Raw genomic sequence first — 26,612 nt, 5'->3', positions numbered from 1 at the left:
AGGTGACCTTTTTCATGAATTCGGTGGGGTGGCTGATGGGACTCGAACCCACGACAACAGGAATCACAATCCTGGACTCTACCAACTGAGCTACAGCCACCACTGACTTTCTTTTCTATCTCTGCATTGCCGAGACAGAACGAGATTATAAGGGCTTCATCTCAAACTGGCAAATTTAAATGTGCACTCCGGATGCCGGGGCCGGCGGCCAGCCCGCCGGCAGGGGCAGCGCCACCTCGTGCACCGGCGGATCGATGCCCAGCAGGCTGCGAAATGCCGCCGTCAGGGCGGTCGCGCTGGCGCTGGTGTAGCCGGTCAGGCTGGCGGGAATGGTGCCTTGTGCGCGTAGCTGGCCGGCGCCGGCCAGCAGGCGCGCGAGCTGGCGCGCCACGGCGTCGCCGGTATCGACCAGGGCCACGTCCGGCCGGCCGGCATCCTTCAGCAGGCGCTCGATCGAGGCGCGCACCAGCGGGTAGTGGGTGCAGCCCAGCACCAGCGTGTCTGCTCCTTCAGTGAGCAGCGGCATGATGAAGCGCTTCAGCATCGCGCTGGTGGCGGTCGAATCCAGTTCGCCGAACTCGATCTGGTCGGCCAGGCCGACGCAGGGCTGCAGCAGGAACTCGGCGCCTGAATCGCGGTGGATCTGGTCGCGCAGCTGCAGGAACTTGGCGCCGCGCAGGGTGCGCTCGGTGGCCAGCACGCCCACCTTGCCGCTGCGGGTGAGGCTTGCCGCCGGCTTCAGGCCAGGTTCGACGCCGACGATGGGCATGCCGGGGTGGCGTTCGCGCAGTTCGCGCACGGCGGCCACGGTGGCGGTGTTGCAGGCCACGACCAGCGCCTTCGCGCCTTGCGCCAATAGAAAATCGCCGATCGCCAGCACGCGTTCGACGACGATGTGTTCGGGTTTGTCGCCGTAGGGGGCGAAGCCGGTGTCGGCCAGGTAGAGCAGGTGTTCGTGCGGCAGCTGCGCCTGGATGTGGCGCAGCACCGACAGGCCGCCGACGCCCGAGTCGAAGATGCCAACCGGAGCGTCGGGGAGAGTCATGATTCTGTTCGAATCAAGCGACGGTGACCGGCACGCCTTTCAGCGATTCGATCTTGGCCGACCATTCTTTCGGGCCGGTATTGTGGACCGAGGTGCCGGTCGAATCGACGGCGACGGTGACCGGCATGTCGGTCACGTCGAACTCGTAGATCGCTTCCATGCCCAGGTCTTCGAAACCGACGACTTTCGCGGACTTGATCGCTTTCGAGACCAGGTAGGCCGAACCGCCGACCGCCATCAGGTAGGCCGACTTGTGCTTCTGGATCGATTCGATCGCCGCCGGGCCGCGCTCGGCCTTGCCGATCATCGAGATCAGGCCGGTCTTCTCCAGCATCATGTCGGTGAACTTGTCCATGCGGGTGGCGGTCGTCGGGCCAGCCGGGCCGACCACTTCGCTGCCGACCGGATCGACCGGGCCGACGTAGTAGATCACGCGGTTGGTGAAGTCCACCGGCAGGCTTTCGCCCTTGGCCAGCATGTCCTGGATGCGCTTGTGCGCGGCGTCGCGGCCGGTGAGCATCTTGCCGTTCAGGAGCAGGGTCTGGCCCGGCTTCCACGATGCGACTTCTTCCTTGGTCAGGGTGTTCAGGTCGACGCGCTTCGATTTCTCGGTGTCCGGGGTCCAGTGCACTTCAGGCCAGGTCGACAGCGCCGGCGGTTCGATATAGGCCGGGCCCGAGCCGTCCAGCACGAAGTGGGCGTGGCGGGTGGCGGCGCAGTTCGGGATCATCGCCACCGGCTTCGAGGCCGCGTGGGTCGGGTACATATTGATCTTCACGTCCAGCACGGTGGTCAGGCCGCCCAGGCCCTGGGCGCCGATGCCCAGCGCGTTGATCTTGTCGCACAGCTCGATGCGCAGCTCTTCGAGCTTGTTTTGCGGGCCGCGCTGGCGCAGCTCGTACATGTCGATGTCTTCCATCAGCGACTCTTTCGCCATCAGCATCGCCTTCTCGGCGGTGCCGCCGATGCCGATGCCGAGCATGCCCGGCGGGCACCAGCCGGCGCCCATCAGCGGCACGGTCTTGATCACCCAGTCGACCAGCGAGTCGGACGGGTTGAGCATGACGAACTTGGTCTTGTTTTCGGAGCCGCCGCCCTTGGCCGCCAGCTTGACGTCCACGGTGTCGCCCTCGACCAGTTCCATGTGGACCACGGCCGGGGTGTTGTCCTTGGTGTTCTTGCGCTCGAAGTGCGGGTCGGCCACGATCGAGGCGCGCAGCTTGTTGTCGGCGAAGTTGTACGCGCGGCGCACGCCTTCGTTGACGGCGTCGGTCACCGAGCCGGTGAAGCCTTCGAAGCGCACGCCCATGCCCACCTTCAGGAACACGTTGACGATGCCGGTGTCCTGGCAGATCGGACGCTTGCCTTCGGCGCACATGCGCGAATTGGTCAGGATCTGGGCGATCGCGTCCTTCGCGGCCGGGCTTTGCTCGGTCTCGTAGGCGCGTGCCAGGTGCTGGATATAGTCGGCCGGATGGTAGTAGCTGATGTACTGCAGCGCGGCCGCGACGGATTCGATCAGGTCTTCCTGGGTAATGACGGTTGCCATGGTGGGAAATCTCTCGTGATGGAGTGTCGGAGTATCGTTATCGTTGTGTTACTGCTGGTGCTTCAGTGCTTGTCGTGATGCGTCATGGTGGTGATGCGGTCGGTCCACGAGATCGCCAGCGCCGACACCAGGAAGGCGACGTGGATCAGGGTCTGCCACATCAGGGTCTTCTCGTCGTAGTTGGCGGCGTTGATGAAGGTCTTGAGCAGGTGGATCGACGAGATGCCGATGATCGCCATCGCCAGCTTGGTCTTCAGGACCGAGGCGTTCACGTGCGACAGCCATTCCGGCTGGTCCGGGTGGCCTTCCAGGTGCATGCGCGAGACGAAGGTCTCGTAGCCGCCGACGATCACCATGATCAGGAGGTTCGAGATCATGACCACGTCGATCAGGCCAAGCACGACCAGCATGATGACGGTTTCGGTCAGGCGTTGCGGACGATTGCCGGACAGGCCGACGGCGTCGATGATGTGGTTGAGCGAATCGACGTTGCCCATGGCGGCGCCGATCAGGTCGACGAGTTCGACCCAGAAGTGGAACACGTAGACGCATTGCGCCAGGATGAGGCCGAGGTACAGCGGCAGCTGCAGCCAGCGGCTGGCGAAGATCAGGTTACTCAGTGGGGACAGCTTGCGGACTTGCTTGCTTGGTTCTAGGGCGGACACGGAAGAAAACTCCAGGGAGGCGAAAATTCAGCTCAGCATTCTACACCGGAGCTTGTCGATGAGGTGGGGCGCGCAGCGGCGCGCTCACGTCACTTGCACGCATTGCAACGGCTGGCGTTAGAATAAGTGGGGACAAGAGCGGGCAAGCGCAGTCAATACCGACCCGCCTCAGGGAGTTTCCATGTAAGGGCTCAGTAAGCGAGCCCCCCTATGGTATCTGGCATAACCTACTACATTAATATGGAGACTAGTATGGCCGATAACGAGACAACCCAAGAGCAAACCCAGGGCCTGCAGGAACACCGCGTGTTCCAACCGCCGAAAGAGTTTGCCGACAAGGCCACCATCAATGGCATGGCCGCCTACGAAAAACTGTGCGCCGAAGCCGCCAGCGACTACGAAGGTTTCTGGGCCCGCCTGGCGCGCGAGCACCTCGACTGGCACAAGCCGTTCACCTCCACCCTCGACGAATCGAATGCGCCATTCTATAAATGGTTCGCCGACGGCCAGCTGAACGCCTCGTACAACTGCCTCGATCGCAACCTCGAGAATGGCAACGCCGACAAGACCGCCATCATCTTCGAGGCCGACGACGGCGCGGTGACCAAGGTCACCTACCGCGAACTGCACGAGCGCGTCTGCAAATTCGCCAACGCGCTCAAGTCGCGCGGCATCAAGAAGGGCGACCGCGTCGTCATCTACATGTCGATGTCGATCGAAGGCGTGACCGCGATGCAGGCCTGCGCCCGCATCGGCGCGACCCACTCGGTGGTGTTCGGCGGCTTCTCCGCCAAGTCGCTGCAGGAGCGCATCATCGACGCCGGCGCCGTGGCCGTCATCACGGCCGACGAACAGCAGCGCGGCGGCAAGGCGCTGCCGCTCAAGGCCATCGTCGACGAAGCGCTGGGCCTGGGCGGTTGCGACACCGTCAAGGACGTGATCGTCTACAAGCGCACCGGCGGCAACATCAATTTCAAGGAAGGCCGCGACATCTGGCTGCACGAGCTGGTGCAGGGCCAGTCGGCCGACTGCGCACCTGAATGGGTCGATGCGGAACACCCGCTGTTCATCCTCTATACGTCCGGCTCGACCGGCACCCCGAAAGGCGTGCAGCACTCCACCGGCGGCTACCTGCTGTGGGCCGCGCTGACGATGAAGTGGACCTTCGACCTCAAGCCCGAAGACGTCTACTGGTGCACCGCCGACATCGGCTGGATCACCGGCCACACCTATATCGCCTACGGCCCGCTGGCCGTCGGCGGCACGCAAGTGGTGTTCGAGGGCGTGCCGACCTTCCCGAACGCCGGCCGCTTCTGGCAGACCGTCGAGAAGCACAAGGTCAGCATCTTCTACACGGCGCCGACCGCGATCCGTTCGCTGATCAAGGCCTCGGACCTGGACGAGAAGGTCCATCCGAAGAACTTCGACCTGTCCAGCCTGCGCCTGCTCGGCTCGGTCGGCGAGCCGATCAATCCTGAAGCCTGGATGTGGTACTACCGCAATGTGGGCCAGGAGCGCTGCCCGATCGTGGACACCTTCTGGCAGACCGAGACCGGCGGCCACATGATCACCCCGCTGCCGGGCGCGACCCCGATGGTGCCGGGTTCCTGCACCTTGCCGCTGCCGGGCATCATGGCCGCCATCGTGGACGAGGCCGGCGCCGACGTGCCGAACGGGCAGGGCGGCATCCTGGTCGTCAAGCGTCCATGGCCGTCGATGATCCGCACGATCTGGAACAACCCGGACCGCTTCCGCACCAGCTACTTCCCAGAAGAACTGGGCGGTAAATACTACCTGGCCGGCGACGGCGCGATCCGCAACAAGGACACCGCCAACTTCACCATTACCGGTCGCATCGACGACGTGCTGAACGTGTCGGGCCACCGCATGGGCACGATGGAAATCGAATCGGCGCTGGTGGCCAACCCGATCGTGGCCGAGGCGGCGGTGGTGGGCAAGCCGGACGAGACCACGGGCGAGTCGATCTGCGCCTTCGTCGTGCTCAAGCAGGCGCGTCCGACCGGCGAGGAAGCGAAAAAGCTGGCCAACGAGCTGCGCGCCTGGGTGGGCAAGGAGATCGGGCCGATCGCCAAGCCGAAGGAGATTCGTTTTGGCGACAACCTGCCGAAGACCCGCTCCGGCAAGATCATGCGCCGCCTGCTGCGCGTGCTGGCCAAGGGTGAGAACATCACGCAAGACGTGTCGACGCTCGAGAATCCGGCCATTCTGGAGCAGTTGAAGGAATCGGCGTGAGCTACAATCACTGAGCAACCTGCCTGCGCCGGCCCACAAGGCTGACGCAAGGCTTGCCCGCTTACTCGGGAGAGGGGCGGGCATTTTTTTGTGCTCGTGGCGCGTGAACGTGGCATGGACGGCTTCGCCGTCCACGCGGTCGACTCTGCTTGGCTTCGCGATCTACGTGTCCAGCACCGTTGTCGGCCTTGTACTGCTGGGAATACTTGCTATAATAGGCGGCTTCGTGGTGTTCCCACGTCGACCCATCAGGAGAGATGGATGAGTGGTTTAAGTCGCACGCCTGGAAAGCGTGTATAGGTTCATAGCCTATCGGGGGTTCGAATCCCCCTCTCTCCGCCACAGACATAAAAAGGTTTAGAATCAACAGGTTATGAGGTTTTAGAGTGTGTCTAACTACACCCCAAAACCACCCGTTGATTGACACTGATAAAGCCCCGAAAGGGGCTTTTTCTGTTTCGAGCTAACCCTTGGGAAGCTGGGCAAGAAACTGTGCGAAGCGTTCTTCTTCCTGAGGATTAGGTGGAGCTATTTTGCGGACGAGGGGTGCTAGGTTGCGTTGAGTTAGGAGCTGGCGGCCAAAAGCAACGGACACCTTGGCTGTATCCAGCGTCCTTTCGATTGTCTGCTCCCACTTGTTCCAGCGGCCAAGATCCTTGAACGGTAGTGCGTCAATGTCGACTTCTTTGAAGACTTTGATTTCCTCCTCAAGCTGCACAGTAAGCAGCTCACGTAAGTCGTGATCGGCGTACATCGCTTCGATCCCCCGAATCTCTCCTGCCGGTTCGTCGATGTAGTGGGGCCTAGGTAAATCCTTCTTGCGTTGTGCCTCTGCTATGCGCTCGATCTCAGCTTCAGTAGCCTCACGTGGCAAGGTCAGTCGCCCACTCTTTTGTCGGACCATCTGGTCCAGCGTCCGAGTGATTGCAACAGGTATGCGCCCTGGGTTACGTAACGACGTCACGTGCTTGTGGACCCAGCGCGCTCCGAAGTCACCACCACGTAACGATTCGATCCGATTCTCTATCTCCTCCAATGCAAACCGCAGCGTCCATAGCGTTTCGCGATAGTCCTTCTCCGCTATGTCGCGCTCAAACTTTCGCGCCTGCTCATCAAATTCGACTCCAAAGTAGTTGCGACCGCAGTCCTTTCCGATGTTGGTCTCTAGGCCATCTTTGGTGGTCACCAGGTATCCTCGCGTGTGCGGAGTATGACAATCAGAAAGTCCGCATCGAACCTTATCGCCAAAGAGGTAGCGCCCAATGATCGACCCCAGTTCGTGTTTTTTGGGGTCTAGATTGTCTCTGAAACCTGCGCGGCCAGTTACGTCATCCCAACTGGCTACTTTCACCAGTCCCTTATCAGTATTGATTGTGATCATGCAGGGCAGAGTAGTTGATAGGAAATGAAATGATACGCGCTCTGCTCAGTGTTATGCATAGGCTTATCATCTGATAAACCCTGTTTCTCCACCCCATCACAGCCGTTCCAACCTCTGAAAGAACTGACGGCCGTCTGGAGTTAGTACCACCTGTAGTCTGCGGCTGTCCTGCACAGACCTAAAGCCGTGAATAAGCCCATGTGACTTGCGCCCGTATTTTCTCGACAGCAAATGGTGGTAGCGAGTGAGTGTGGTGGTTGGTATGTCCGACGCTCGACTCAACTCGGCAAGTGTTTGGCCTTCTTCCTTGGCAAAGTGAAGGAGGAAGATCACTTCCTGCGCCGATATGGTTCGCCGTATGGACTGATACTGGTGAAGCGCGTGCAAGTACCCGTCGATTACCGCAAGGGCCTCGGCATCAAGTGGCCTTCCGATCTGCCCATCCATTACCCCCTCATTTTCCTGCGCGCTTCTCTCAGTCATTGCATCCGCCTAGTCAGATCGAAAAGGCAATACGATTAGCAGGCAGGCGTGTTGTTGGAAAGAAAGACTGTCGAGCAGGTTTGCAACTGTTCCGTAGCTGGAACTGTTGAGCGCAACTAGGCTCCTCCGCTCCCTTCGTCTGAGTTTCGTGCAAGGTCGCCCCAGAATCAACAACCTTCCGAGGGCGAAATATTTCGCGAAAAAAATCTGAGAGGGCAACACAAGGTGCACAACCGGCCATTCCCCCCCGGTACCCCCTCCGGCCTTCATCACGAGCTCTAACCGCCTACCTCACTCGCTCCGTTACTCCTCAGGCTTTGCCTCCAGCCGCAGGTATGCTCGGAGCGCCTCGTCCGCTTCTTTGCACTGCTTACGTAGTGCGGGGCCACGCTCGTGGAGAGACTTCAATGCGTTTCGCGCACTTTCAGTTTGGGATGCGCCCCCTTCCCGGTAGCCCCTCCAAAGGTCGCGCATTGCGAGGTATTTGTTGGCAGCATCCGCGATATCGACAAGCTGCTTCGCTACCACTTGGGGATAGTAGAACTCGCTAATGTTTGCGGCATCGTAGAACTCCCAAAGCGCAGTATCTGGAAGTTCAGTCCCGCGAGCATGAAGTTCAAAGCTGAATTTTTGAAGACTCTTGTAGATCGCTAGACGCTCGTTATGTTGTGCCAGCTCATTTGCCTTCCTGGCACTAGCTGCGGAGCTTTCCGCGCTGTCTGCGGATTTCCCAGAGGAGACAGCAGACAGTATCGCCACAAGCAGAGCAAGTCCTGCTATTCCATCAGTAAGAGTCAGTTCCATGATGAGTTCGTTTGCTGAAATCTGGAAGACTACGTCATGATCAGGTGCTTGTATATCGGAGCCGCCCGATTATCACGCCACTTGTCCATTAGGGTATGCCCCAGCGTACATGAGGTAACTCATCAATTTCGAAGATTACCCAGGATCTCGCGGACGGGAAGCCGATCGATCTCAAACAGTACCGCAGCAACCCGATGCGTTTGAGTACGCCCTGAGGATGCGGGATATGCTGGTGGTCGACGAGCACTACCAGTGCCACCCGCGTGGCCCTCACCGAGCAGGAGATCCTGAACGGGTCGACTGTCGGCTCGGGCGAGTCGTGGAGCAGCTCACGGAGCGTGTCCGCCTGGATGCACACATGACGCCCCTAGCACAGGCAGGCACTGATCGCCAAGCTGCCCAAGTTGATGGAAGGCCGCACGCTGATGGAAGATTCCACCGTCCGCCAGCCGAACAACGACCGTCTCAACCCTCGCCTGCAGGAATTGGCATCGAGTACCAACAGCATGCTGCAAACACTTACCAAGGGCCGCAACCTACGTGCAGAGGTGATGAAGCAATACGACAATGGAGATTCGCCTGCTTTTCAAAGCTGAGTTTGAGGACACTGGCAAGTGGCCGACAGGTCATCGCAAGATCGAACTGATCGACAAGGCCGTATACCGCGCTGAGGCAACCCTTGAGCGACGGACTAGGATTGACACCGTTGGGGGACGAAAGCCCCAAGCCGAACGAACGGAACGCCCCCTACCAGCCGCATCTGCGCCCTCTAAAGTCACGAGGAAGATTGAAGTGCTGCCGGGAGTCTTCAAGTACTTGGAAGACTAAAGGAGTACCAAGCCCTCTGCCGGTGGCTTCGTCTACCCCGTTTTTCTATTGTGCAACTTATAGTAGCATATTGCATCGAGCATCTTTTCGTAGATAGGGGGATAACGGTGAAAATGGTTTCGATCACAGCAGCACTCAAGGACAACAACATCCCGCTGCATGCTCAGTCAGTCTTGCAAATGCTGACTTGGGCGGGCCATGTTGAAGAGGTCGAGTACCCGTCATCTACGGGTTCAGGAGAAATCAAGACATTTCAACGTCTGACCGATACAGGGCTCAAGTTTGGAGCAAATAAAGCAACGTTGAGTCCTACTAAGACCGAAATCAAGATCGACCCGGCCGTCCTTCCTGTACTTCTGCAAGAGTGCCAAAGGGGGTTTTCCGCCTTTCTGGCTGCAAGAAGCTGACCTGATGGCTTTTACAGACCACACTCACCCGCTTCTAATACATATTTCTGCGCGCAAGATCGACCTGGGTCGCCAGTGGGAGGATGGGATTCTTTCTACGGAAGAGTGCTTTTCCGCACTGGACGCACTTTGCGTTGAAGAGCGCGCGGTCTACCGTCAACTGGATCGCGCCCAAGTTGCCTTTGAGAGCGCCGCTAAACAGCGTTGGTTTGCGTAGTCGGGGGCAGGTCTGACATTCAGACACGGCCCCAGCGTTAACTAGTTGTAGCGACGCGAGCGATAGGACTGGCTAGGGCCATGTCTATCATCCGAAGATGTATGCATAGGCTCGCTAACGCTGTCGAGTTCGTGTCTGAATGTCAGACCTGACCCCGAACGTGTGTGACGAGTGCAAGCGCTACAGTCGTGATCGAAAGGTTGGTGTCGAGATCGTGCGTGGATTGCACAGCCTGGCGGAAACGAATAAAGCTCATCAAGGCATAGTCATCACCTCCTCGTTCTTCACGGCCGGCGCGGTCGAGTACCAACGAGTATTGGGGCCAAAGATGGGGCTGAAAGACTACAACGACTTGGTCGACTGGCTGCAGACCTTCCGCTCTTCGCCAGGGTTAGCCAGACTTCGTAACGCGCGCTAGTCGCCTCACCAAGGCACTCACCCTCGTGCCTGCAGTATCACACTCATCATTCGCAAATGCTGACGGCATCACTCAACCAGCATTAGAAAAACTGCTGGAATCAGTGGCGTGAAGAATACCAGCAACGAATTGGCGCGAATACGAGGGTGTTGCGCCATTGCAGGTCGCACTGAGCGGTTGAAGTCGGCATTCTGTTCACCGTACACGCTGTCCGCTGAAAGCCGCTGACCATCTGACAGGCGAACACATTGATGCCAACTTCGGAATCAACGAGAAGGCCGCTGCCTAACTGAAAACCCTTTCGCCGGAGATACCGGTGATGGTGATGCGCGAGCTTCCACACCGTCGCCGTCAGGGACGAGCTACTGTCCGGCTCGAAAGCGTCCCCCCCAAAGTAAATGCATGGGTGCTGCCCGACAGCGGGGACACCCAGTACCGGCCCGATCTGGGCCGCATCGCGGCATTGCCGAGTGTCTGGTAGAACCTAGCGCCATAGCGGTCAACCCTATGCATCGCAGGTAATGTAAAAGAGCTAATATTTTTGTTGTAAATATACAAGCGATGGTGGAGACTTCTGGTTAGCGGCCGGCTGAGTGCAGGTCGCATCCATTAGGCAAACACGAAGGGGATAAGAATGAAGATCGCAAGAATCGCAGTCCTAGCCGCAATCGTCGTAGCCGCTGGCGCCTCCGCGGAGGAGGCTCCTGTGGCTTGCCCAGCAACGGCGGCGGCCGAGGCTCGTATGCAGTCGGTTCAAGCCGAATATGGCCAGAAGTTCGCCGCGCAGCAGCAGGCCGTGGAACAGCGCGCCAACCAGATCAAACAGGATACGCCCGACCCAAGTTCGACGGAGGTGCTCGTCAACGGAACGATCGAATTCCGCTCAAAACTTCGGGAATTCTCGTTCGACGTGCCTCAGGTGACGATGGTCACCAAAAAGATGGCGATGGATCTGCCCCAGGTGGAGTCGAAAGTGCAAGATTACTCCATGAATGTGCCGGTCGTGCGCATGGAGTTGCAATGTGTCGCAGGTCCGCCGGTTGTTGTGGTCGAATGGAAGATGTGCCAAGTGGGCTTCGCGAAGTTCAAGTGCAATCCTAGTACGACGGTCAAGCCTGGCAAGGAAGTTTGCACCCACGTGCCGAAGACCTATAGCGAGCGCCGCGACGTCAGGTTCAATGTTCCACAAGTCAAGATGGCCCGTACCGACTGGTCGATGAGCGTCCCGCAGGTCAAGATGGCCACGCAGTCACTGAAGTTTAATGTCCCTGAGATCGTACTCAAGGATGTCCAGGGCGAACTTCGCGACACCCAGCGCGAAGCGCAAAAGCTCGGCGTCCAAGCCGAGAAGGACGCAAACGCTTTGGGAATGGCAATGAACAACGAGATCAAGAGTGCTAGCAGCGAGATGATCTCGGGGGCATTTGCATGCCGGGCGACCGAACTGGACAGCGCGATCAAAAAAGCGACGGACGAGATCGAGGTGCACGAGGCAGGCATTGTCGCCTCGCTGAACCAAGCGCGCTCGGTGGGCGCAACGGAGATCGCCAAAAAGTACGAGTCCACGCTCAAAGAGCTAAGCGGGATGAAAGCGAAACTGGCGAAGGATCATACCGAGGCTCGCAAGAGCATGGCCGACGAAGAAAAGGCGGCGCTGGCGCAGGTGACGGTGAATGCGGGCGGGGCCGTCATTGCGACGGGTCCAGAGGTGCCAGCAACCGGGATCGGCGGCTCGAACTAAGTCAGCGGTACGTTATCAATTATATCGACGTGGACGCGCTACCAAAAGTGCGTCCACGGCACGGCCCCTCCTCGTACTCGGATGAATCGTGCAGATGCCCGTACATCCAATAAGCAGCTTTCCAGAACACGTGCGTCAAGCTCGACACGTAGGACGATTATCCATCCACCGTGTGTCTTCGCTAGGGTTGATCAGAACGTTGCGTGGTGCACATCGGCCTCGGTCGGCTTCAAAGTCCTCGAAGGTCAGCTTGACGATCGAGATGATCGTGTTGGCCAGTCACTTGATGAAGATCGCGGATGCGCGGTAATCTGGATCATTCCAGCACGCCACAGGTGACGCAGGCATCACGTAGACGAGCCTTTAGAAGTGACGCTACGAGTGTCACGAGAGTAACGCTGCTGGCGTTACTTGCCGCGTTACTTGTGGCCAGCTACGTTGCGACGCACTTTGTACATAGACCGGGGCGCCTGGCCATCATCACTGGGCAGCGCAGTCCATCTGCGGCGTGATCGGCCTAGAACGAGACCGGAACGCGGCAGCGACTGAAGTGCAGTTCAATTTCCTGTGGGCGGTTGTTCGGGGAAAAATTGAAAAAATCGCATCCGAAGATGCGCCCGCCTGCGGTCTTCCCGGCTGATTGGAAAGCTGTCGCCGCCGGTGACGCCATATCGCCAGCACCGCCACGACAAGCAGGGTGCCGAGGAACAGCCAAGGATGCAGGGGGGGCATGACGAACTGGACGGCGACGGCGGCCCACGCCATTGGGGCGAAGCGGTTGCCCCAGCGCGGCGTGGCCAACAGCACCAGCAGCAGCGCGCCTGCAACCAACCCGGCCGTGCTGCGCACCGCCTCCGCTTGCCCCGGTTGCGCGAACAGGAACGCCAGCACCATGCAGAAAATCACGGCGCGCCGTGCCCAGCAGGTCAACGACGGGGCCGGATGCTTGTCCAGCACGAAATGCGGGCCGTCGGCGCTGCGGTTGCTGGGCAGCCAGTAGAGCACGAACGGCACGCAGCACACGGCGATGACGGCCGCGGTGATACGGTCGCCGTCGTGTGCAATCAGCGCATGGATCACGACCAGGGCGAGCCCTATACTGACCGCCATCAGCGGCATCGGGACCATGGTCTTCTGGGGATTAGATGGCATCGTTCACCCCTACGTGCTGCGCTGCGGCGCGTTGTCGTTGCTCATGCGCGGGCCACGGGTAACTGTTCCAGACTCCCTCAACGTCAAATCTTGCATTTCATCTCCTTCGAAGAATATCGAAAAATCGCCCGTTATCGATGGCGCAACCTTCAGGACGACCAGGAGCAGGTGGCTGATCGCGAATCACGATGTTGGTCACTCCCGCACTTGAACGATCATGGCCAGTCCGACTGGGCCTGAGTTGTATGGTCCGACTTCGCCGTCATGACCGATCATGATGCTGCTGGTGGCCACACACACATCGTGTGCGTCTGTGTGCGTCGCTGTCCCTGAGCTCGAGACCGTCCTTGCGCAACGGTCGAACATCCACCTCCAACCCGCTCCTGTGCGTATTGTGGTCCGGCGACTTTGGGCCGCCCGCCATGCTAATGTCTCCAATGCCTATTCGGCGGCTGTCGGTGGCGTGCCACTTCAGCGCAACGCGAGGTATCGCCGTCATCATGATCGGATGCGCATACTGGTAAGCCCATTTGGCGAGCTGGCCGTACAGCTTCCCGTAGACATAGTGGCCCGAGTCCATCGGCGCCTGAGGCAGCACGTAGAAGCCGCGCGAGTCCTGCGGCGGGCGCGGTCGGAGCGGATCGTTGTCCTCGTTCACGGCCGTACCCATCACACGCACTTGTTGCAAGCGAGGTCCCATCCGCCGGAGGTGTTCCCGCTCGCGCCGCCGCCGATCTTCTGCTGGGTGTACTTCCAATTGACCTTGGAGAAGCGCAGGCCAATCTCGTCATGCAGGATGCTGCCATCGTGGATCATCTGCTCGACGTTGGCGATCATCCCATTCTCCAGCTCGACCTCGTAGTACTTGACGCACTGACCATCCCCGTCAGCACGCATGAACTCCAGCTTGGCCTTCGGGATGGTTTTGCCCAAAGTGAGTTCAATCCGACCCTGATGCGCGGAGTCCTGAGACTCGCCCTTGATGCAGATAAACGTCGGTCGCCATGTGCTCCTCCTTGCCGATGAAGGACGCAATTGTCATGGTCACGTCGCCCCATACGTTGACCTGCACTAAATGACATCGATTTGCTGTCTACGGAAGCTGTTCGGCGACACGTCAGTGGTATTGCTCAAAGATAATTGTTAACGACTGACTTTGAGAGTTGTCAATTTGTATTTGAACAGACCCGTCCATGGTAAGGTGGCAAGCACAAGCCCATCCGCCTAAACATACTTCATCCTGACGATGCTCCACTGCGTGAGCCGTTCGCGCCCATAGACACATGAATCTATTCCCGAGAAAATCGCGACTCACGATCGGTGATAATTCATTTTCTGCGCCAAATTTGCCGATCGCCGCCGCCAACCAGTCGATCAAGCTGCTGCTCGTGGACGACGAGCCGCGCATGCTCTCCTCGCTGCACGAGCTGCTCCGCCAGCGACATTTCGACGTCGACACGGCAAGCTCCGGCGCCGAAGCGCTGGCATCCCTGTCCAGCACGCGGTATGACCTGGTCCTGCTCGATCTCAGCCTGGAAGACATGGATGGCCACCATGTCATGGACTTCATCAACCATCACTGCATCGAAACCGAGGTCATCGTCATCAGTGGGAATGTCCAGATCGACGCCGCGATCGGGGCAATGCGGCGCGGCGCCCACGATTTCCTGCGCAAGCCATTCAGCCAGCAGGACTTGTTCAAATCCATCGATCACGTCCTGACCCTGCGCCGGCTTCGGCAAACCAACCGCGACATGGCGCATCGACTGGAAATGTCCGAGCGCACTTACCGCTACATTGTCGATACGTCGCCGGATCTCATCTACATGGTCGAACCGGATGGACGGTTTACCTTCGTGAACGACCGGGCCTGTCAAATGCTGGGCTACGATCGCCGCGAACTGATTGGCCAGCATTATTCGGTGCTGGTGCACGAGGAAGATTTCGCCAGGGCGCGTTATGCCTTCAACGAGCGGCGCTCCGGCGACCGGGCGTCGCGTGACGTCGAGCTGCGCATGACGTGCCGGTCCAATGCCAGCCCGGCGCAAAACGTCGACGCATCGATCACCGTATCGCTCAATGCGGTCGGCATGCACCTGGACCATGCGGAACCGGGCGGGGCGAAATACATCGGCACCTACGGGATCGCCCGCGATATCACGGCGCGCAAGCAGGCGGAAGCCATCATCCTTCACCAGGCCTACCATGACGTCCTGACCAACCTGCCCAACCGCCTGCTATTCAAGGACCGGCTTGGCCAGGCGATCCTGCAGTCCCGGCGCAACCGGACCGAGTTGGCAACCATGTTCATCGATCTCGATCGGTTCAAGGTCGTCAACGACACGCTCGGTCACGACAAGGGGGATGAACTGCTGCTGCAAGTGACGGCGCGTCTCAAAGGCTGCCTGCGCAAGGGCGACACGCTCGCGCGCCAGGGTGGTGACGAATTCACCGTCGTTCTTCCCGACCTGCATACCCGTGACGACGCGCGCGTGGTCGCCGACAAATTCCTGGAATGCCTGAATATGCCGTTCGACCTGGGCGGAAAGGCGGTGACGATCTCCGCATCGATCGGCATCGCGGTCTTTCCGCATGATGGTGAAACGATCGACGAACTGATGCGCCATGCGGACGTCGCGATGTACCACATCAAGGGGCAAGGAAAGAACGGCCAGGCGTTTTATGCCCACACGATGGAGCAGGGCGGCAGACCGTAGTCAGGGCTCGTCGGGAATCGATACGACCAGGTCGGTGATCCCGATATCCACGCGCGACTGCGTCAACAGCGTGCTGACCTGACCGCGGTGATGCGTTTGATGGTTGAAGAAATGCAGCAGCAGGCTCCCGAATTTTTTCCGGAACGCACCACGTGCACTTTTATACGTGACCGGCTGCGCCAGGTCATCGTCGGAACACTCCGCCGCCAGCGCCTCGATGATCGCATCGAGCCGCGCGCGATGTTCGCGCAGCACCTCGAGATCGTCGCTGTAGATATGCGTCAGTCCGGTGGGCGTTGCGATATCCCGCATCGGCGCCAGCGCGAAGAACGTTGTCGGATGCCCCTGGTAACGTTGCAGCCAGATGGTGTCTCCGGCGACGATGTGATTCAGCGTGCCGAGGATCGAGCCAAAAAAGGCGCCTCGGTGGGCATTCAGCGCGTCCGCAGGCAAGGTCGCCGCAGCGGAATACACCTTGGCATTCATGGACGCGTTATAGGACGCTAGTAGAACGATGTCTTCCCGTGTCGGCATGCTGGCCCCTATCCTTCATCGCTGGTCATTATTGCCGATCGATGCGGGACATCGACCGACTGTTGTTTTTTGGTAGCCCTACTATTAGTCCGCCGAGCTGTGCAATTCGTCTGCGGGCCCGGTCACCATCTCCGTTCTTGCGCTGCATATGTCACCTTTAGCCCCCGTCCTTCACGAATCGATTTTCCGGTCACAGCCTTGATTACCGGGTGTTCCTGCGAAATCTCCGCGGAGCGCATGCCTGACACATCAATGGAAATTGTAAAAACATTCCCCATAAGAAAATATTGTTATCTATAGAATATTGAATTTCCTCAATCATGATTCTGATAGAATAATCTCAGTGCAATAATTCGTGATAGTTATCAATTATTCACGCGTCGAAATGGCGTGGAAGATATTGTCCCGCTCACGTTCAGACCGGCCCAGAAAACGCCGGCGCTTTCTCACTGCCATCCACCATTTTCTGGAGTCCGCGCCATGCGCATCAAACCATTCCTGCTGACCCTGCTGGCCGCCTCGGTACTGAGCACCAATGCCGCTCATGCGAACCTCATCAAGAACGGCAACTTCGAAGAGACCACCAACGGCGGCAACAAGCAGCTCGCCGGCGGCACGTCCACGACGCGCACCGACCGTACTACCTTGGCGTACTGGGAAAGCGGCTATGGCAAGGATGGCCGCTACAACTTCGTCCTGAATGGCGACATCGCCAACACCGACAAGTCCGCGATCTGGTTGAAAGACAAATACCGTACGACTGGCCTGAGCAATGGCTACAGCGCTTCTCCAACCGGTGGCAATTTCTTCGCCTCGGACTGGATGTATTTCCCGGGCCCGCTCAAGCAGCAGGTCAACGGCCTCACGGTCGGCGACACCTATACGCTGACCTTCGATTTCGCGCTGGCCCAGCAGGTCATCGAGAGGGGCCCGAACAACAACAATTACTGGGAAGTCGATTTCGGCGGCGTCAAGCAACAGTCCGAACTGCTGAGCATCGTCGACAGCGGCTTCAGCGGCTGGAAGACCGCCACCATGACCTTCACCGCCACCAGCGCCAGCGAATGGCTGAGCTTCCTGGTGCACGGCAGCGGCGCCGGCGCGCCGCCGTTCATGCTGCTGGATAACGTCGCCCTGAATGCCGAAGTGCCGGAACCGGCAACCCTGGGCATGCTGCTGGGCGGCCTCGGCCTGATTGGCTTCACGGCCCGCCGCCGCAGCCGTAGCGGCGGCCAGGCCTGATACGCCGATCCACCGGCTGCAGTCCTCTGCAGCCGGGCGCCGCCGGTCCGGCGGCAACTTCCGCATCGCGACACCGCTTCCACCATGAACGTCACCTTCGCCGAATTCGCCATGACCGCGCTGCGGCTGTGCATCTGGCTCGTGCTGCTGACGGCGCTGTTCGTTCCGCTCGAGCGCTGGTTCGGCGTGCGCCACGAGCAGCCGAATTCCGAGCTGCGCCACAATCTGGCCTATTACTTCATCAGCAGCCTGGTGCCCGTCGTGGTGCTCTCGGTGCCGATGGCGCTGCTGGCCTCCGCTGCCCATTACCTAGTGCCGGCCGCGCTCAAGACGGCCGTGGCCGACCTGCCGCAGGCGCTGCGCATTGGCCTGGCCTTCGTGATCGCCGAAACGGGCTTTTATTGGGGACACCGCCTCAGCCACGAAATTCCCTGGCTATGGCGCTTCCACGCGCTGCATCACAGCACCGAGCGCATGCACTTCCTGGCCAATACCCGCAGCCATCCGGTCGACATGGTGATCACCCGGCTGTTCGGCCTGGTGCCCTTGTACGTCATCGGCCTGGCCAGCCCGGGCATGGCCGGCAGCGGCACGCCGGCGCTCTTGATCGCGCTCGGCATCGTGTGGGGTTTCTTCATCCACGCCAACCTGCGCTGGCGTTTCGGGCCGCTGGAATGGCTGGTGACGACGCCGGCCTTCCACCACTGGCACCACAGCCGCCACGACCACATCAACCGTAACTACGCGTCGACCTTGCCGTTCCTGGACCGCGTGTTCGGCAGCCACTACCTGCCGAAGAGTTGGCCGGCCGAGGTCGGAGCCGACACGCCGTGCCCGCCCACGCTGGGCGGCCAGCTGCTCGAGCCGATGCTGCCGGCGCGCAAGGGGGCGCCGGTCGCCGATTGAACGCTACGCCGGCTGCTTGCCGGCGCGTTCCGCGGCCAGCTTGACCAGCAGCGCCAGCGTGGCCACGATCCCCGCCAGCGCCACGACACCGAAGATCCCCTCGATCCCGAAGCGCAGCCGCGCCAGTTCCGCCACCAGGAACGAGCCCGCGATCCCGCCCAGCCGCCCGATGCCCATCATCCAGGCCACGCCGGTCGCGCGGCCGCGGGTCGGATAGAAGGCTGCCGCCAGCGCCGGCAGCGACGCCTGCGCGGTGTTCATCGCCAGCCCGGCCCCCAGCACCACCGCCATCAGCAGCGCAAGATCGTGGGCGCTCTGGCCGATGGCGAAGATGGTGGCGGCGGTCAGCGCGAAGCAGGCCGCGATCACGGCGTTGGCGTTGTAGCGGTCCATCAGCCAGCCGGCCAGCACCGCGCCCACGCCGCCCAGCGGGAACAGGGCCGAGACCAGGGTCGCGTCCTTGGCCGACAGGCCGGCGTCGCGCAGCAGCAGCGGCATCCAGTTGATCAGCGCGTAGAAGATCACCAGCCCCATGAAATAGGTCAGCCACAGCATCAGGGTGCCGACCACGTAGGGCCGCGACAGGATCACCTGCATGCCGCCGCCGGCTTGGTCCGCCGGGGCGGCTTCGCGCGTCACGAAGGCGTGCGCAGCGTCGGCGCTTGGCGAGACGTGGCGCAGGATGGCGCGGATGCGTTCGTGGCCGGCGCCGCGCGCGACCAGGAAGCGCACCGATTCCGGCAGCAGCAGGATGATCAACAGGCCCGCCAGCAGCGGCGCCAGGCCGCCCAGCAGCAGCACGCTGCGCCAGCCCCACAGCGGAATCATCCAGGCCGCGAGAAAGCCGCCCAGCGCGGCGCCGAGCGGGAAGCCGCAGAACATCGCATTGGTGAGCAGGGCACGCTTGCGGTCGGGGCAGAATTCGCTCATCAGGGTCACCGCATTCGGCATCGCCGCGCCCAGTCCCAGGCCGGTGATGAAGCGCAGGATGGCCAGCTCGGTGACGCCGCTCGCGAACGCCGACCAGGCGCAGGCGGCGCCGAACAGCAGCACCGACAGCGCCAGCACCAGCTTGCGCCCGACCCGGTCCGACAGCGGGCCGGCCGCCATGGCGCCGGCGGCCAGGCCGAACAGCGCGGCGCTGAGCACCGGCGCCAGGGCGGGGCGCGTCACGCCCCAGTCCTGCACCAGCGAAGGGGCGATGAAGCCGATCGCCGCGGTGTCGAAGCCATCGAGCAGCACGATCACGAAGCACAGGCCGAAGATCAGCCATTGATAGGGCGAGAAGCGGTGTTCGTTCAGGAAGTCCTGGACGTTGACGGCGCCGTCGGCGCGGCCGTGGTGCTGCATGGTGGTTCTCCGTTATTGTTATCGCCGGGTGCATGCGGCCAGGCCGGACTCTACACCGAATCGGTCGGCAAGGCGACGGTTCGCGGCGCTGCGCCAGACTGTTCGCCTTCCACCCGCCGCACCTGTCGAGCGCGATGGTGGGCGCCCTGGCGCCGGCAGTTCTCCCCCGATGCCGACACGATCGCGTACAATGCCCCTTCCTTAACTACAAAACTCTCCAATGGAATGGCTACTTGACCCGAATATATGGGTCGGCTTGCTCACCCTCGTCGTGCTCGAGATCGTCCTGGGCATCGACAACCTGATCTTCATCGCCATCCTGGCGGACAAACTTCCCCCGCACCAGCGCGACAAGGCACGACTCCTCGGCCTGTCCCTCGCCATGATCATGCGCCTTGGCCTCCTCACGATGATCTCGTGGCTGGTCACGCTCACCGCACCCTTGTTCTCCGTCGGCACCCTGTCGTTCTCGGGGCGCGACCTGATCCTGCTGATCGGCGGCATCTTCCTGCTCGCCAAGGCGACCATCGAACTGCACGAGCGCGTCGAAGGCAAATCGCATGTCCAGAGCGGCAAGCGCGAATACGCGAGCTTCGCCGCCGTGGTGGCGCAGATCATCGTGCTCGACGCCGTGTTCTCGCTCGACGCCGTGATCACCGCGGTCGGCATGGTCGAACAGCTCGGCGTCATGATGGCCGCCGTGATCATCTCGATGGGCGTCATGCTGTTCGCATCGAAGCCGCTGACGCGCTTCGTCAACGCCCATCCGACCGTCGTCGTGCTGTGCCTGTCCTTCCTGTTGATGATCGGCCTCTCCCTGATCGCCGAAGGCCTGGGCTTCCACATCCCGAAGGGCTACCTGTACGCCGCGATCGGTTTCTCGGTGGTGATCGAGTTCTTCAACCAGCTGGCGCGCCGCAACTTCATCAAGCAAGAGGCGCACATCCCGCTGCGCGACCGCACCGCCGACGCCGTGCTGCGCCTGCTGGGCAGCAAGCGCGGCGCCGACCACCATGACGAGCCGGAAGCCGAGGCGCAGGCCGCCGAGGTACCGGCGTTCGAGGCCGAGGAGCGCAACATGGTCAGCGGCGTGCTGAGCCTGTCGCAGCGCTCGGTGCGCTCGATCATGACCAACCGCTCGGAGATCTCGTGGATCAATATCGAAGATGACGCCGACACCATCCGCGCCCAGTTGCTGGCCACGCCGCACGGCTTCTTCCCGGTGTGCCGCGGCCAGCTCGACGAAGTGATCGGCGTGGCGCGCGCCAAGGACCTGATCGCCGACCTGACCCAGTCGGGCGCGATCGACCAGGCCCATATCCGCGCGCCGATCATCATGCCCGACGCCAGCGGCGTGCTGAAGGTGATGGACCGCCTCAAGCGCTCGCATGGCCAGTTGGTGATCATCGCCGACGAATACGGCACCCTGCAGGGCCTGGTGACGCCGATCGACATCCTGGAAGCGATCGCCGGCGAATTCCCCGACGAGGACGAGCAGCCGGTGGTGCAGGAGCTCGGACCGGGCCGCTGGCGCGTCGACGGCACCGCCGACCTGCACTACCTGGAGCAGGTGCTCGAGGTGGACGCCCTGGTGGGCGACACCGACGACTACACCTCGCTGGCGGGCCTGATGCTGGAACGCTTCGGCACCCTGCCGAAAGTGGGCGACGCGGTCGAGATCGAAGGTTTCCGGTTCGAGGTGGCGCAGGTGCTGGAGCGCCGCATCGCGACCGTGATCGTCAGCCGTGTCGACGACGGGTACGACCAGCCGCTGGACAAAGGCTGAGCGAACGGTAATATCGTAGGGTGGACGGATGTTCCGTCCACGCGTTCAACCTGACTGGAGGGAGCTATGAAACAGCTGGAACGCGGCGAGCGCCTGCCTCTGGCGCAATCGGCTCCCGACGGTGTGCTGCAGGCCGACCTCTCGGCCCAGGGCCTGGCGCTGGACTTTGCCTGCTTCGCGCTCGACGCCGGCGGCAAGCTGGCCGACGAGCGCTACATGACCTTCTTCAACCAGCCGGCGACGCCCTGCGGCGGCGTGGCGCAAGCCAGCGTCGGCGCCGATAGCCGAGGCTTCAGCTTCAGGCTCGCCAGCCTGCCGGCCTGGGTCGAACGGCTCAGCATCGTAGCCAGCACCGACGGCGGCGCGCTCATGGCGCAGTTGCAGGCAGGTAGCCTGCGCCTCGCCGGTCCGCAGGGTGAATTCGCGCGCTTCGACTTCAGTGGCCGCGATTTCGTCGGCGAGAAGGCGGTCATGCTGGGCGAACTGTATCGCAAGGACGGCGGCTGGCGCTTCATGGCGGTCGGCCAGGGCTTCAACGGCGGCCTGGACGCCCTGGTGCGGCATTTCGGTGGCGCGGTGGCCGATGAAACGCCGCCGCCTGCGCCACCGGCGCCCGCGCCGGCCCCGGCCTCACCGCGCGCCGCGGCGGTCGATCTGGAAAAGCGCGTCGCGCAAGCCGCGCCGCAGTTGGTCAACCTGGTCAAGTCGGCGGCGGTGTCGCTCGAAAAGGCCGGCCTGGCGCAGCACCGGGCCAAGGTCTGCCTGGTGCTGGACATCTCGGGTTCGATGAGCACCTTGTACCGCAAGGGCCTGGTGCAGCAGTTCGCCGAGCGCATCCTGGCGCTCGGCTGCCGCTTCGACGACGACGGCGAGATCGACGTCTTCCTGTTCGGCCGCAACGTGCACCAGGGCGCGCCGATGGGCCTCTCGAACTGGTCGAACTACATCAAGCGCATCATCGACGAGCATCCGCTCGAGGGCGACACCCGCTACGGCGCCGCGATCGAGGCGGTGCGCCGGCATTACTTTCCGGACGGCGGGGGCGGCGAGCGCAAGGCCCCGGTCAAGGCCGAGGTGCCGGTGTACGTGATGTTCGTGACCGATGGCTCGACCTCGGACAAGCCGCTGACCGAGCGCCAGCTGCGCTGGGCCAGCCGCGAACCGATCTTCTGGCAGTTCATGGGCATCGGCAAGGGCCGCAAGTCGAAAGCCAAGGCACTGGCCAACTTCGCCGACTCGGACTTTCCGTTCCTGGAAAAGCTGGACGAACTCGATGGCCGCCTGATCGACAACGCCGACTTCTTCTCGGTGGCCTCGCCCGACGAGCATTCCGACGGCGCGCTGTACGACCTCCTGATGAACGAATACCCGCAGTGGGTGAGGCAGGCGCGCCAGCGCGGCCTGATCGTTTGAAGATGCGCTAGGCGCGCCAGGCCCCGTCGAGCATGCGCAGCAGCAGATCGCCGTAATCCCAGCCGACGGCGCGCGCCGCGATGGCGCTCAGGCTGTCCTGGTCGTCGCGTCCGGGGCGACCGGCGCCGGTCATGTTCGGCTTCATGTTCAGGTCGAACAATCGCAGCACGCCGTCGGCGCCGGCGCGGCAATCGATGCGGATCGGCGAGCGCGCCTCGACCAGCCTGGCGGCCGTCACGCAGGCTTCCAGCATGGCGCTCACTTCGCAAGCGGCCTGTTCTTCGCGCGACAGCGCGCGGCTGTTGGTGCTGACGGCAACGACGCCGTTGTAGGGCGCGACGCCGTTCTCGTGATTGAAGCGTAGCACCGGGGGCAGGGCCCACGGCGCGTCTCCCGGCATGACCGTCACCGTCATCTCGGCGCCTGCCAGGAACTGCTCCACGATCAGCTCGTCGCCGAAGCGCCCGGACGCGACCAGCCCGGCCGCCGTCGCCATGCACGCCGCATGGTCGTCGACCCGGGTGACGCCCTGGCTGCCGCGTCCGCGCACCGGCTTGACCACCAGCGGAAAATCCAATCCAAGCGCCGCCAGCGCCGCAGGCGTGAGCGACGCCAGCGCGTGCACGCCCGGCCGCGCCTGCGGCGCCGCCAGGATCGATGCCGCCACCGGCAGCCCGGCCGCGCGCAGCCTGGCATTGGTGGCGAACTTGTCGTCCGCTTCCTGCATCGCCGCCGGCAACTGGCCGACGATCCAGCAGCGCTCCATGACCGCTTCGAGCGGATGGCCGGCGAACAGCACCGTGTTTGCCCACAGCAGGGTGGCGCCGGCCGCGCGCGCGGCGGCGATGCCTTCCGGGGTGTCGGGAAACACCCAGTCCAGGTCGCGCGCCGGATCCGGGCTGGCCTGCGGCGTCGCCACTTTCACGCCCGCCATGCGCAGCGCATGGGCGATATCGGCCCCGCTGTCGGCATAGCCGCCGGGCTTGGGATCCTTGCGGATGCCGTCGATGACCGGCGGCGGCATGGCCTGGTAGAGCAGGGCGACGGTGAGTTCTCGCGGATTCGGGCAGCGGGTGAAGGCCATGACATGGGTGCCGTTCTGGCATCGTTCGATCAGGTTCCAGCATAACCGATCGTCAATGATGCCGTCTGACGGGCACATTCATGGAGAATATGACCATGGATCGCGTTTGTCATCGTGGCAGTAATTGAAGGGTAAACACCGCTCTTATCATCGATTCGAAGCGGTCCGGCGCACGTTATTCTCTCTGCAATATCAGGACACCCATCGTCCTGATCAACACAACAACAGGGAGAAATGCCGTGTTCGAAGGATTCATCCAGCTCAGTCCCATGGGCGTCGCGCTGGCCATGGCGGGGTCGTACATCATGACCGTCTTCGCCAGCGAGCTGTATCTGCACCGTTCACGCAGCCACCGCGCCGTGACCTTCCATCCGATCCTGTGCCAGGCGTTTCGCATGTGGATCTGGCTGACGACTTACGGCGTCACCGCCAAGACCTGGGTCGCGGTGCACCGCAAGCATCACGCCAAGTGCGATACCGAGGAAGATCCGCACAGCCCGCGCATCCACGGCCTGTGGACCATCCTGGGCAAGGGCACCCTCCTGTACCGCAAGGCGGCGCGCGACGCCGACCTGGTGAAAGCCTATGGCGTCGGCATCAAGGAAGACTGGATGGACGAGCATCTGTATACCAGGCACCGCTTCCGCGGCGCGCTGTTCTTCCTGGCGGTCGAACTGCTGGTGTTCGGCCCCGTGAACGGCTTCCTGATCTGGCTGTTCCAGCTGTCGATCCTGCCGTTCTGGGCGTCGGGCTTCATCAACGGCATCTTCCACGTGGTGGGCTATCGCAATTTCGAGACCAAGGAAGATTCGCGCAACTTCTTCCCGATCGGGATCATCTTCGGCGGCGCCGAGCTGCACAACAACCACCACGCCAACCCGGCTTCGGCCAAGCTGTCGATGAAGTGGTGGGAATTCGACTCGGGCTACCTGGTGCTGCGCGTGCTGGCCTTCCTGCGCCTGGCGAAGATCAACCATGTCGACCGCCTGCCGGCCGGCGCCGACGGTCCCCGACAGCCGCGCATGCGCCGCCACGCGGCCGGCGCCGCCGGCCAGTAAGCCTTATCCAGACCTAGCCGGCCAGCTCCCCGCGAGGCGCGCCCACGATCGTTTCGTGGCGCGCCTCGCGCAGTTTCCGCCCCAGCCGCCGCCAGCCGATCACCACCCCCGTCACGCTGAGCAGGGTCCCGCCCAGGCTCAGCGCGATCAGCACCAGGTCCCACAGCGGACGCCGCTCGAGCAACGGCAGCCAATCCCAGGAATGCAGCATCGCGAACAGCCAGCGGCTGGTGCGCTTGCCGCGGTCCAGGCGGCCGAGCACGGCGCCGGTGTGCGGGTCGAGATGGACCCAGGTGGCATGCGGATCGTCGAACACGATGCGCAGGATCGGCAGCGGCTTCATGGCCCCGCCCATCATCGTGTGCGCATCGCGCGCATAGTAATAGAGGTCGTAGTCGCGCAATTGCTCGACCCGCGCCACCGGCGCCGGCAGCAGGCCGGCCGCGGCGGCGCGCAGTGCGGCCGCATCGAGGACGACCGGCTGCCCGTCATGGCTGCCGATCACCCGGGGGGCGCCGCCGGCGGCCTGGGCCAGCACCCGGTTCTCGCCCAGCACGCGGGTCCAGCGCAGCTCGCGCACGGCGCCCGCGCCTGCCGCCAGCAGCGCCTGCGGCGCGGCGTCGGCGTCGGTCAGCGCCAGCGCCGAACCCTGCAGCGCTTCCATGCGCAGCGGCGGCGCGCCGGTGTCGAAGATGCGCCACGGGTTCATCGACATCAGGCCGCTGAAGATCCAGGTGATCGTCACCAGCGCGAACAGCAGGCCGGTGACGTGGTGCCAGCGCATCATGGCGTGCGGATAGGGCGTGCGCGCGCCGCTGCGGTAGGGCTTGCGGAAGCGCCAGCGCAGGATGCCGACCACGGTCCCGCTGAGCGCCATCGCGATGCCCAGGATGGACAACCAGTTGACGATGCCGGTCCAGTAAGGCTGGAAGGCATTGCCGCGCAAGGGATACAGCCAGTGGATCCAGGCGCCCGCATAGTTCCACAACTGCTCGCTGCGGGTCGCGTCGCGCACCACTTCGCCGCTGCGGCTCGAGATGTAGAGCAGGGTGCGTTCGGCGTCGCCCAGCTGCACCTTGTGCAGCGGCCGGTGGGGGTCGAGCGCGCGCGAGTGGGTGAACGCGTCTTCGTCGATCGTGCCCAGGTAGTCGCGTGCGATACCCGGCCCGGCGAAGGCCGTGGCGCTGGCCATGGCATGCGCCTCGTCCACCGCCCGCAGGCGCTGTCCGCTCACGGCGTCGATCACCACCGCGCCGCTGCCCTTGGGCGGACTCTTGTGGCCGGCCGGCGTCGCGACGTAGACCGGACGCCCGCCGCTGGACGCGGCCAGGCGCAGCTCGTCCAGCGGCCCGGTCACGCCGGCCGCCGCCAGCGCCCGCGCCGGGGCCAGCAGGCGCGCGTCCGCTTGCAGCGGCGGCAGGCGCTGCAGGCGCTCTTCTTCGGTCAGCTTGGGATAGCCGACGTACATCATGACCATGCCCGAGACGAACCACATCGCGAACAGCAGGCAGATGCCGATGCCGAGCCAGCGGTGGACCAGGAACAGCCAGCGTTTCAATCGTGCGCCCATCGTGCCCTC

23 protein-coding genes, 2 tRNA genes and 1 pseudogene are annotated in these 26,612 nt (G+C 62.4%); 13 read left to right on the top strand and 13 right to left on the bottom strand.

Translation table 11 applies throughout. The features are described from left to right. Positions 1-24: 24 nt before the first annotated feature. The 4 genes from LO55_RS01180 to LO55_RS01165 form a co-directional block, all read right to left on the bottom strand. Positions 25-100 (bottom strand) — tRNA-His (locus LO55_RS01180). A 75-nt stretch (positions 101-175) separates the two neighbouring features. Further along, the gene (gene murI / locus LO55_RS01175; RefSeq protein WP_071360124.1) at positions 176-1,045 is read right to left on the bottom strand and encodes a glutamate racemase; all 870 of its coding nucleotides are present in this window, start codon (positions 1,043-1,045) and stop codon (positions 176-178) included. 13 nt (positions 1,046-1,058) lie between these two features. Beyond that, positions 1,059-2,594: a fumarate hydratase gene (locus tag LO55_RS01170; RefSeq protein ID WP_005668663.1), complete on the bottom strand. Its 1,536-nt coding sequence runs from the start codon at positions 2,592-2,594 to the stop codon at positions 1,059-1,061. A 62-nt stretch (positions 2,595-2,656) separates the two neighbouring features. Continuing rightward, a complete protein-coding gene (locus tag LO55_RS01165) occupies positions 2,657-3,259 on the bottom strand; it encodes a TIGR00645 family protein (protein ID WP_005668665.1) in 603 nt (200 codons plus the stop codon). Positions 3,260-3,511: 252 nt separating this feature from the next. Between LO55_RS01165 and acs the strand changes: the two genes are divergently transcribed. After that, positions 3,512-5,512, top strand: coding sequence for an acetate--CoA ligase (gene acs, locus LO55_RS01160; protein WP_071360123.1), 2,001 nt, complete (start codon positions 3,512-3,514; stop codon positions 5,510-5,512). Positions 5,513-5,763: 251 nt separating this feature from the next. Beyond that, positions 5,764-5,854: transfer RNA gene (locus tag LO55_RS01155), tRNA-Ser, on the top strand. Between the two features lie 121 nt (positions 5,855-5,975). On the opposite strand, the gene LO55_RS01150 is transcribed toward LO55_RS01155, so the two are convergent. Both LO55_RS01150 and LO55_RS01140 read right to left on the bottom strand, forming a co-directional pair. Further along, positions 5,976-6,698: a hypothetical protein gene (locus LO55_RS01150; protein ID WP_083415080.1), complete on the bottom strand. Its 723-nt coding sequence runs from the start codon at positions 6,696-6,698 to the stop codon at positions 5,976-5,978. Between the two features lie 981 nt (positions 6,699-7,679). Next, complete coding sequence (locus LO55_RS01140) at positions 7,680-8,180, bottom strand: hypothetical protein (RefSeq protein WP_071360120.1); 501 nt, start codon at positions 8,178-8,180, stop codon at positions 7,680-7,682. 425 nt (positions 8,181-8,605) lie between these two features. Here LO55_RS01140 and LO55_RS26615 point away from each other — a divergent pair, with 425 nt between their 5' ends. From LO55_RS26615 to LO55_RS01120, 5 genes are all read left to right on the top strand, one after another. After that, on the top strand, positions 8,606-8,776 hold the full coding sequence (locus LO55_RS26615) for a hypothetical protein (RefSeq protein ID WP_177185491.1): 171 nt from the start codon (positions 8,606-8,608) through the stop codon (positions 8,774-8,776). 339 nt (positions 8,777-9,115) lie between these two features. Then, a complete protein-coding gene (locus LO55_RS26155) occupies positions 9,116-9,415 on the top strand; it encodes a hypothetical protein (protein ID WP_143054430.1) in 300 nt (99 codons plus the stop codon). Positions 9,416-9,419: 4 nt separating this feature from the next. After that, positions 9,420-9,632 (top strand): hypothetical protein, encoded by a 213-nt coding sequence (locus tag LO55_RS26150; protein WP_143054429.1) that lies wholly within the window; start codon positions 9,420-9,422, stop codon positions 9,630-9,632. Positions 9,633-9,771: 139 nt separating this feature from the next. Continuing rightward, positions 9,772-10,050, top strand: coding sequence for a restriction endonuclease (locus LO55_RS01125; protein ID WP_071360117.1), 279 nt, complete (start codon positions 9,772-9,774; stop codon positions 10,048-10,050). Between the two features lie 634 nt (positions 10,051-10,684). Continuing rightward, entirely contained in the window at positions 10,685-11,791 is a 1,107-nt protein-coding gene (locus LO55_RS01120; RefSeq protein WP_071360116.1) for a hypothetical protein, read from the top strand. Between the two features lie 480 nt (positions 11,792-12,271). Here LO55_RS01120 and LO55_RS01115 read toward each other — a convergent pair whose 3' ends face one another. The 3 genes and pseudogenes from LO55_RS01115 to LO55_RS01105 form a co-directional block, all read right to left on the bottom strand. Continuing rightward, positions 12,272-12,919, bottom strand: a complete 648-nt coding sequence (locus tag LO55_RS01115; RefSeq protein ID WP_071360115.1) for a hypothetical protein — start codon at positions 12,917-12,919, stop codon at positions 12,272-12,274. 286 nt (positions 12,920-13,205) lie between these two features. Next, positions 13,206-13,523, bottom strand: coding sequence for a penicillin-insensitive murein endopeptidase (locus LO55_RS27320; RefSeq protein WP_370659616.1), 318 nt, complete (start codon positions 13,521-13,523; stop codon positions 13,206-13,208). Positions 13,524-13,612: 89 nt separating this feature from the next. Continuing rightward, a pseudogene (locus LO55_RS01105) lies at positions 13,613-13,873 on the bottom strand (type VI secretion system tube protein Hcp); the annotation flags it as partial. A gap of 353 nt (positions 13,874-14,226) precedes the next feature. Here LO55_RS01105 and LO55_RS01100 point away from each other — a divergent pair. Next, complete coding sequence (locus tag LO55_RS01100; RefSeq protein ID WP_083415077.1) at positions 14,227-15,660, top strand: GGDEF domain-containing response regulator; 1,434 nt, start codon at positions 14,227-14,229, stop codon at positions 15,658-15,660. On the opposite strand, the gene LO55_RS01095 is transcribed toward LO55_RS01100, so the two are convergent. Further along, complete coding sequence (locus LO55_RS01095) at positions 15,661-16,194, bottom strand: DinB family protein (RefSeq protein WP_071360112.1); 534 nt, start codon at positions 16,192-16,194, stop codon at positions 15,661-15,663. Between the two features lie 480 nt (positions 16,195-16,674). Between LO55_RS01095 and LO55_RS01090 the strand changes: the two genes are divergently transcribed. Together LO55_RS01090 and LO55_RS01085 are read left to right on the top strand one after the other, a co-directional pair. Further along, positions 16,675-17,436, top strand: a complete 762-nt coding sequence (locus tag LO55_RS01090; RefSeq protein ID WP_071360111.1) for an FxDxF family PEP-CTERM protein — start codon at positions 16,675-16,677, stop codon at positions 17,434-17,436. Between the two features lie 84 nt (positions 17,437-17,520). Beyond that, on the top strand, positions 17,521-18,342 hold the full coding sequence (locus LO55_RS01085; protein ID WP_071360110.1) for a sterol desaturase family protein: 822 nt from the start codon (positions 17,521-17,523) through the stop codon (positions 18,340-18,342). Positions 18,343-18,345: 3 nt separating this feature from the next. Here LO55_RS01085 and LO55_RS01080 read toward each other — a convergent pair whose 3' ends face one another. Next, positions 18,346-19,692, bottom strand: coding sequence for an MFS transporter (locus LO55_RS01080; protein ID WP_071360109.1), 1,347 nt, complete (start codon positions 19,690-19,692; stop codon positions 18,346-18,348). A 220-nt stretch (positions 19,693-19,912) separates the two neighbouring features. On the opposite strand from LO55_RS01080, the gene LO55_RS01075 reads away from it, so the two are divergent. Next, positions 19,913-21,478 (top strand): TerC family protein, encoded by a 1,566-nt coding sequence (locus LO55_RS01075; protein ID WP_071360108.1) that lies wholly within the window; start codon positions 19,913-19,915, stop codon positions 21,476-21,478. Between the two features lie 66 nt (positions 21,479-21,544). Then, positions 21,545-22,891, top strand: coding sequence for a VWA domain-containing protein (locus LO55_RS01070; RefSeq protein WP_071360107.1), 1,347 nt, complete (start codon positions 21,545-21,547; stop codon positions 22,889-22,891). Positions 22,892-22,898: 7 nt separating this feature from the next. On the opposite strand, the gene LO55_RS01065 is transcribed toward LO55_RS01070, so the two are convergent. Beyond that, positions 22,899-23,975 carry a D-alanine--D-alanine ligase family protein gene (locus tag LO55_RS01065; protein WP_071360106.1) on the bottom strand — a complete coding sequence of 359 codons (1,077 nt, stop codon included), beginning with the start codon at positions 23,973-23,975 and terminating at the stop codon, positions 22,899-22,901. A gap of 239 nt (positions 23,976-24,214) precedes the next feature. On the opposite strand from LO55_RS01065, the gene LO55_RS01060 reads away from it, so the two are divergent. Continuing rightward, positions 24,215-25,033, top strand: coding sequence for a fatty acid desaturase (locus LO55_RS01060; RefSeq protein WP_005668681.1), 819 nt, complete (start codon positions 24,215-24,217; stop codon positions 25,031-25,033). A gap of 13 nt (positions 25,034-25,046) precedes the next feature. Here LO55_RS01060 and LO55_RS01055 read toward each other — a convergent pair whose 3' ends face one another. Next, positions 25,047-26,603, bottom strand: a complete 1,557-nt coding sequence (locus tag LO55_RS01055; protein WP_071360105.1) for a PepSY domain-containing protein — start codon at positions 26,601-26,603, stop codon at positions 25,047-25,049. Between the last annotated feature and the right edge of the window lie 9 nt (positions 26,604-26,612).

Source organism: Massilia timonae (genome assembly GCF_001866515.1).
GTDB classification, from domain to species: Bacteria; Pseudomonadota; Gammaproteobacteria; order Burkholderiales; family Burkholderiaceae_D; genus Telluria; species Telluria timonae.
Note: the sequence above shows the minus strand (reverse complement) of the source record. Positions and strands in the feature narration are given on the sequence as shown.

What these genes read in the sequence shown, in the direction of transcription:
- LO55_RS01095 (WP_071360112.1), bottom strand. Translation starts at nt 16,194, where the DNA reads ATGCCGACACGGGAAGACATCGTTCTACTAGCGTCCTATAACGCGTCC.
- LO55_RS01090 (WP_071360111.1), top strand. Translation starts at nt 16,675, where the DNA reads ATGCGCATCAAACCATTCCTGCTGACCCTGCTGGCCGCCTCGGTACTG.
- LO55_RS26615 (WP_177185491.1), top strand. Translation starts at nt 8,606, where the DNA reads ATGGAAGATTCCACCGTCCGCCAGCCGAACAACGACCGTCTCAACCCT.
- LO55_RS01065 (WP_071360106.1), bottom strand. Translation starts at nt 23,975, where the DNA reads ATGGCCTTCACCCGCTGCCCGAATCCGCGAGAACTCACCGTCGCCCTG.
- LO55_RS26150 (WP_143054429.1), top strand. Translation starts at nt 9,420, where the DNA reads ATGGCTTTTACAGACCACACTCACCCGCTTCTAATACATATTTCTGCG.
- LO55_RS01170 (WP_005668663.1), bottom strand. Translation starts at nt 2,594, where the DNA reads ATGGCAACCGTCATTACCCAGGAAGACCTGATCGAATCCGTCGCGGCC.
- LO55_RS01115 (WP_071360115.1), bottom strand. Translation starts at nt 12,919, where the DNA reads ATGGTCCCGATGCCGCTGATGGCGGTCAGTATAGGGCTCGCCCTGGTC.
- LO55_RS01075 (WP_071360108.1), top strand. Translation starts at nt 19,913, where the DNA reads ATGGAATGGCTACTTGACCCGAATATATGGGTCGGCTTGCTCACCCTC.
- LO55_RS01100 (WP_083415077.1), top strand. Translation starts at nt 14,227, where the DNA reads ATGAATCTATTCCCGAGAAAATCGCGACTCACGATCGGTGATAATTCA.
- LO55_RS01055 (WP_071360105.1), bottom strand. Translation starts at nt 26,603, where the DNA reads ATGGGCGCACGATTGAAACGCTGGCTGTTCCTGGTCCACCGCTGGCTC.
- LO55_RS01140 (WP_071360120.1), bottom strand. Translation starts at nt 8,180, where the DNA reads ATGGAACTGACTCTTACTGATGGAATAGCAGGACTTGCTCTGCTTGTG.
- LO55_RS01080 (WP_071360109.1), bottom strand. Translation starts at nt 19,692, where the DNA reads ATGCAGCACCACGGCCGCGCCGACGGCGCCGTCAACGTCCAGGACTTC.
- LO55_RS01120 (WP_071360116.1), top strand. Translation starts at nt 10,685, where the DNA reads ATGAAGATCGCAAGAATCGCAGTCCTAGCCGCAATCGTCGTAGCCGCT.
- LO55_RS27320 (WP_370659616.1), bottom strand. Translation starts at nt 13,523, where the DNA reads ATGGACTCGGGCCACTATGTCTACGGGAAGCTGTACGGCCAGCTCGCC.
- LO55_RS01070 (WP_071360107.1), top strand. Translation starts at nt 21,545, where the DNA reads ATGAAACAGCTGGAACGCGGCGAGCGCCTGCCTCTGGCGCAATCGGCT.
- murI (WP_071360124.1), bottom strand. Translation starts at nt 1,045, where the DNA reads ATGACTCTCCCCGACGCTCCGGTTGGCATCTTCGACTCGGGCGTCGGC.
- acs (WP_071360123.1), top strand. Translation starts at nt 3,512, where the DNA reads ATGGCCGATAACGAGACAACCCAAGAGCAAACCCAGGGCCTGCAGGAA.
- LO55_RS01125 (WP_071360117.1), top strand. Translation starts at nt 9,772, where the DNA reads ATGTCAGACCTGACCCCGAACGTGTGTGACGAGTGCAAGCGCTACAGT.
- LO55_RS01085 (WP_071360110.1), top strand. Translation starts at nt 17,521, where the DNA reads ATGAACGTCACCTTCGCCGAATTCGCCATGACCGCGCTGCGGCTGTGC.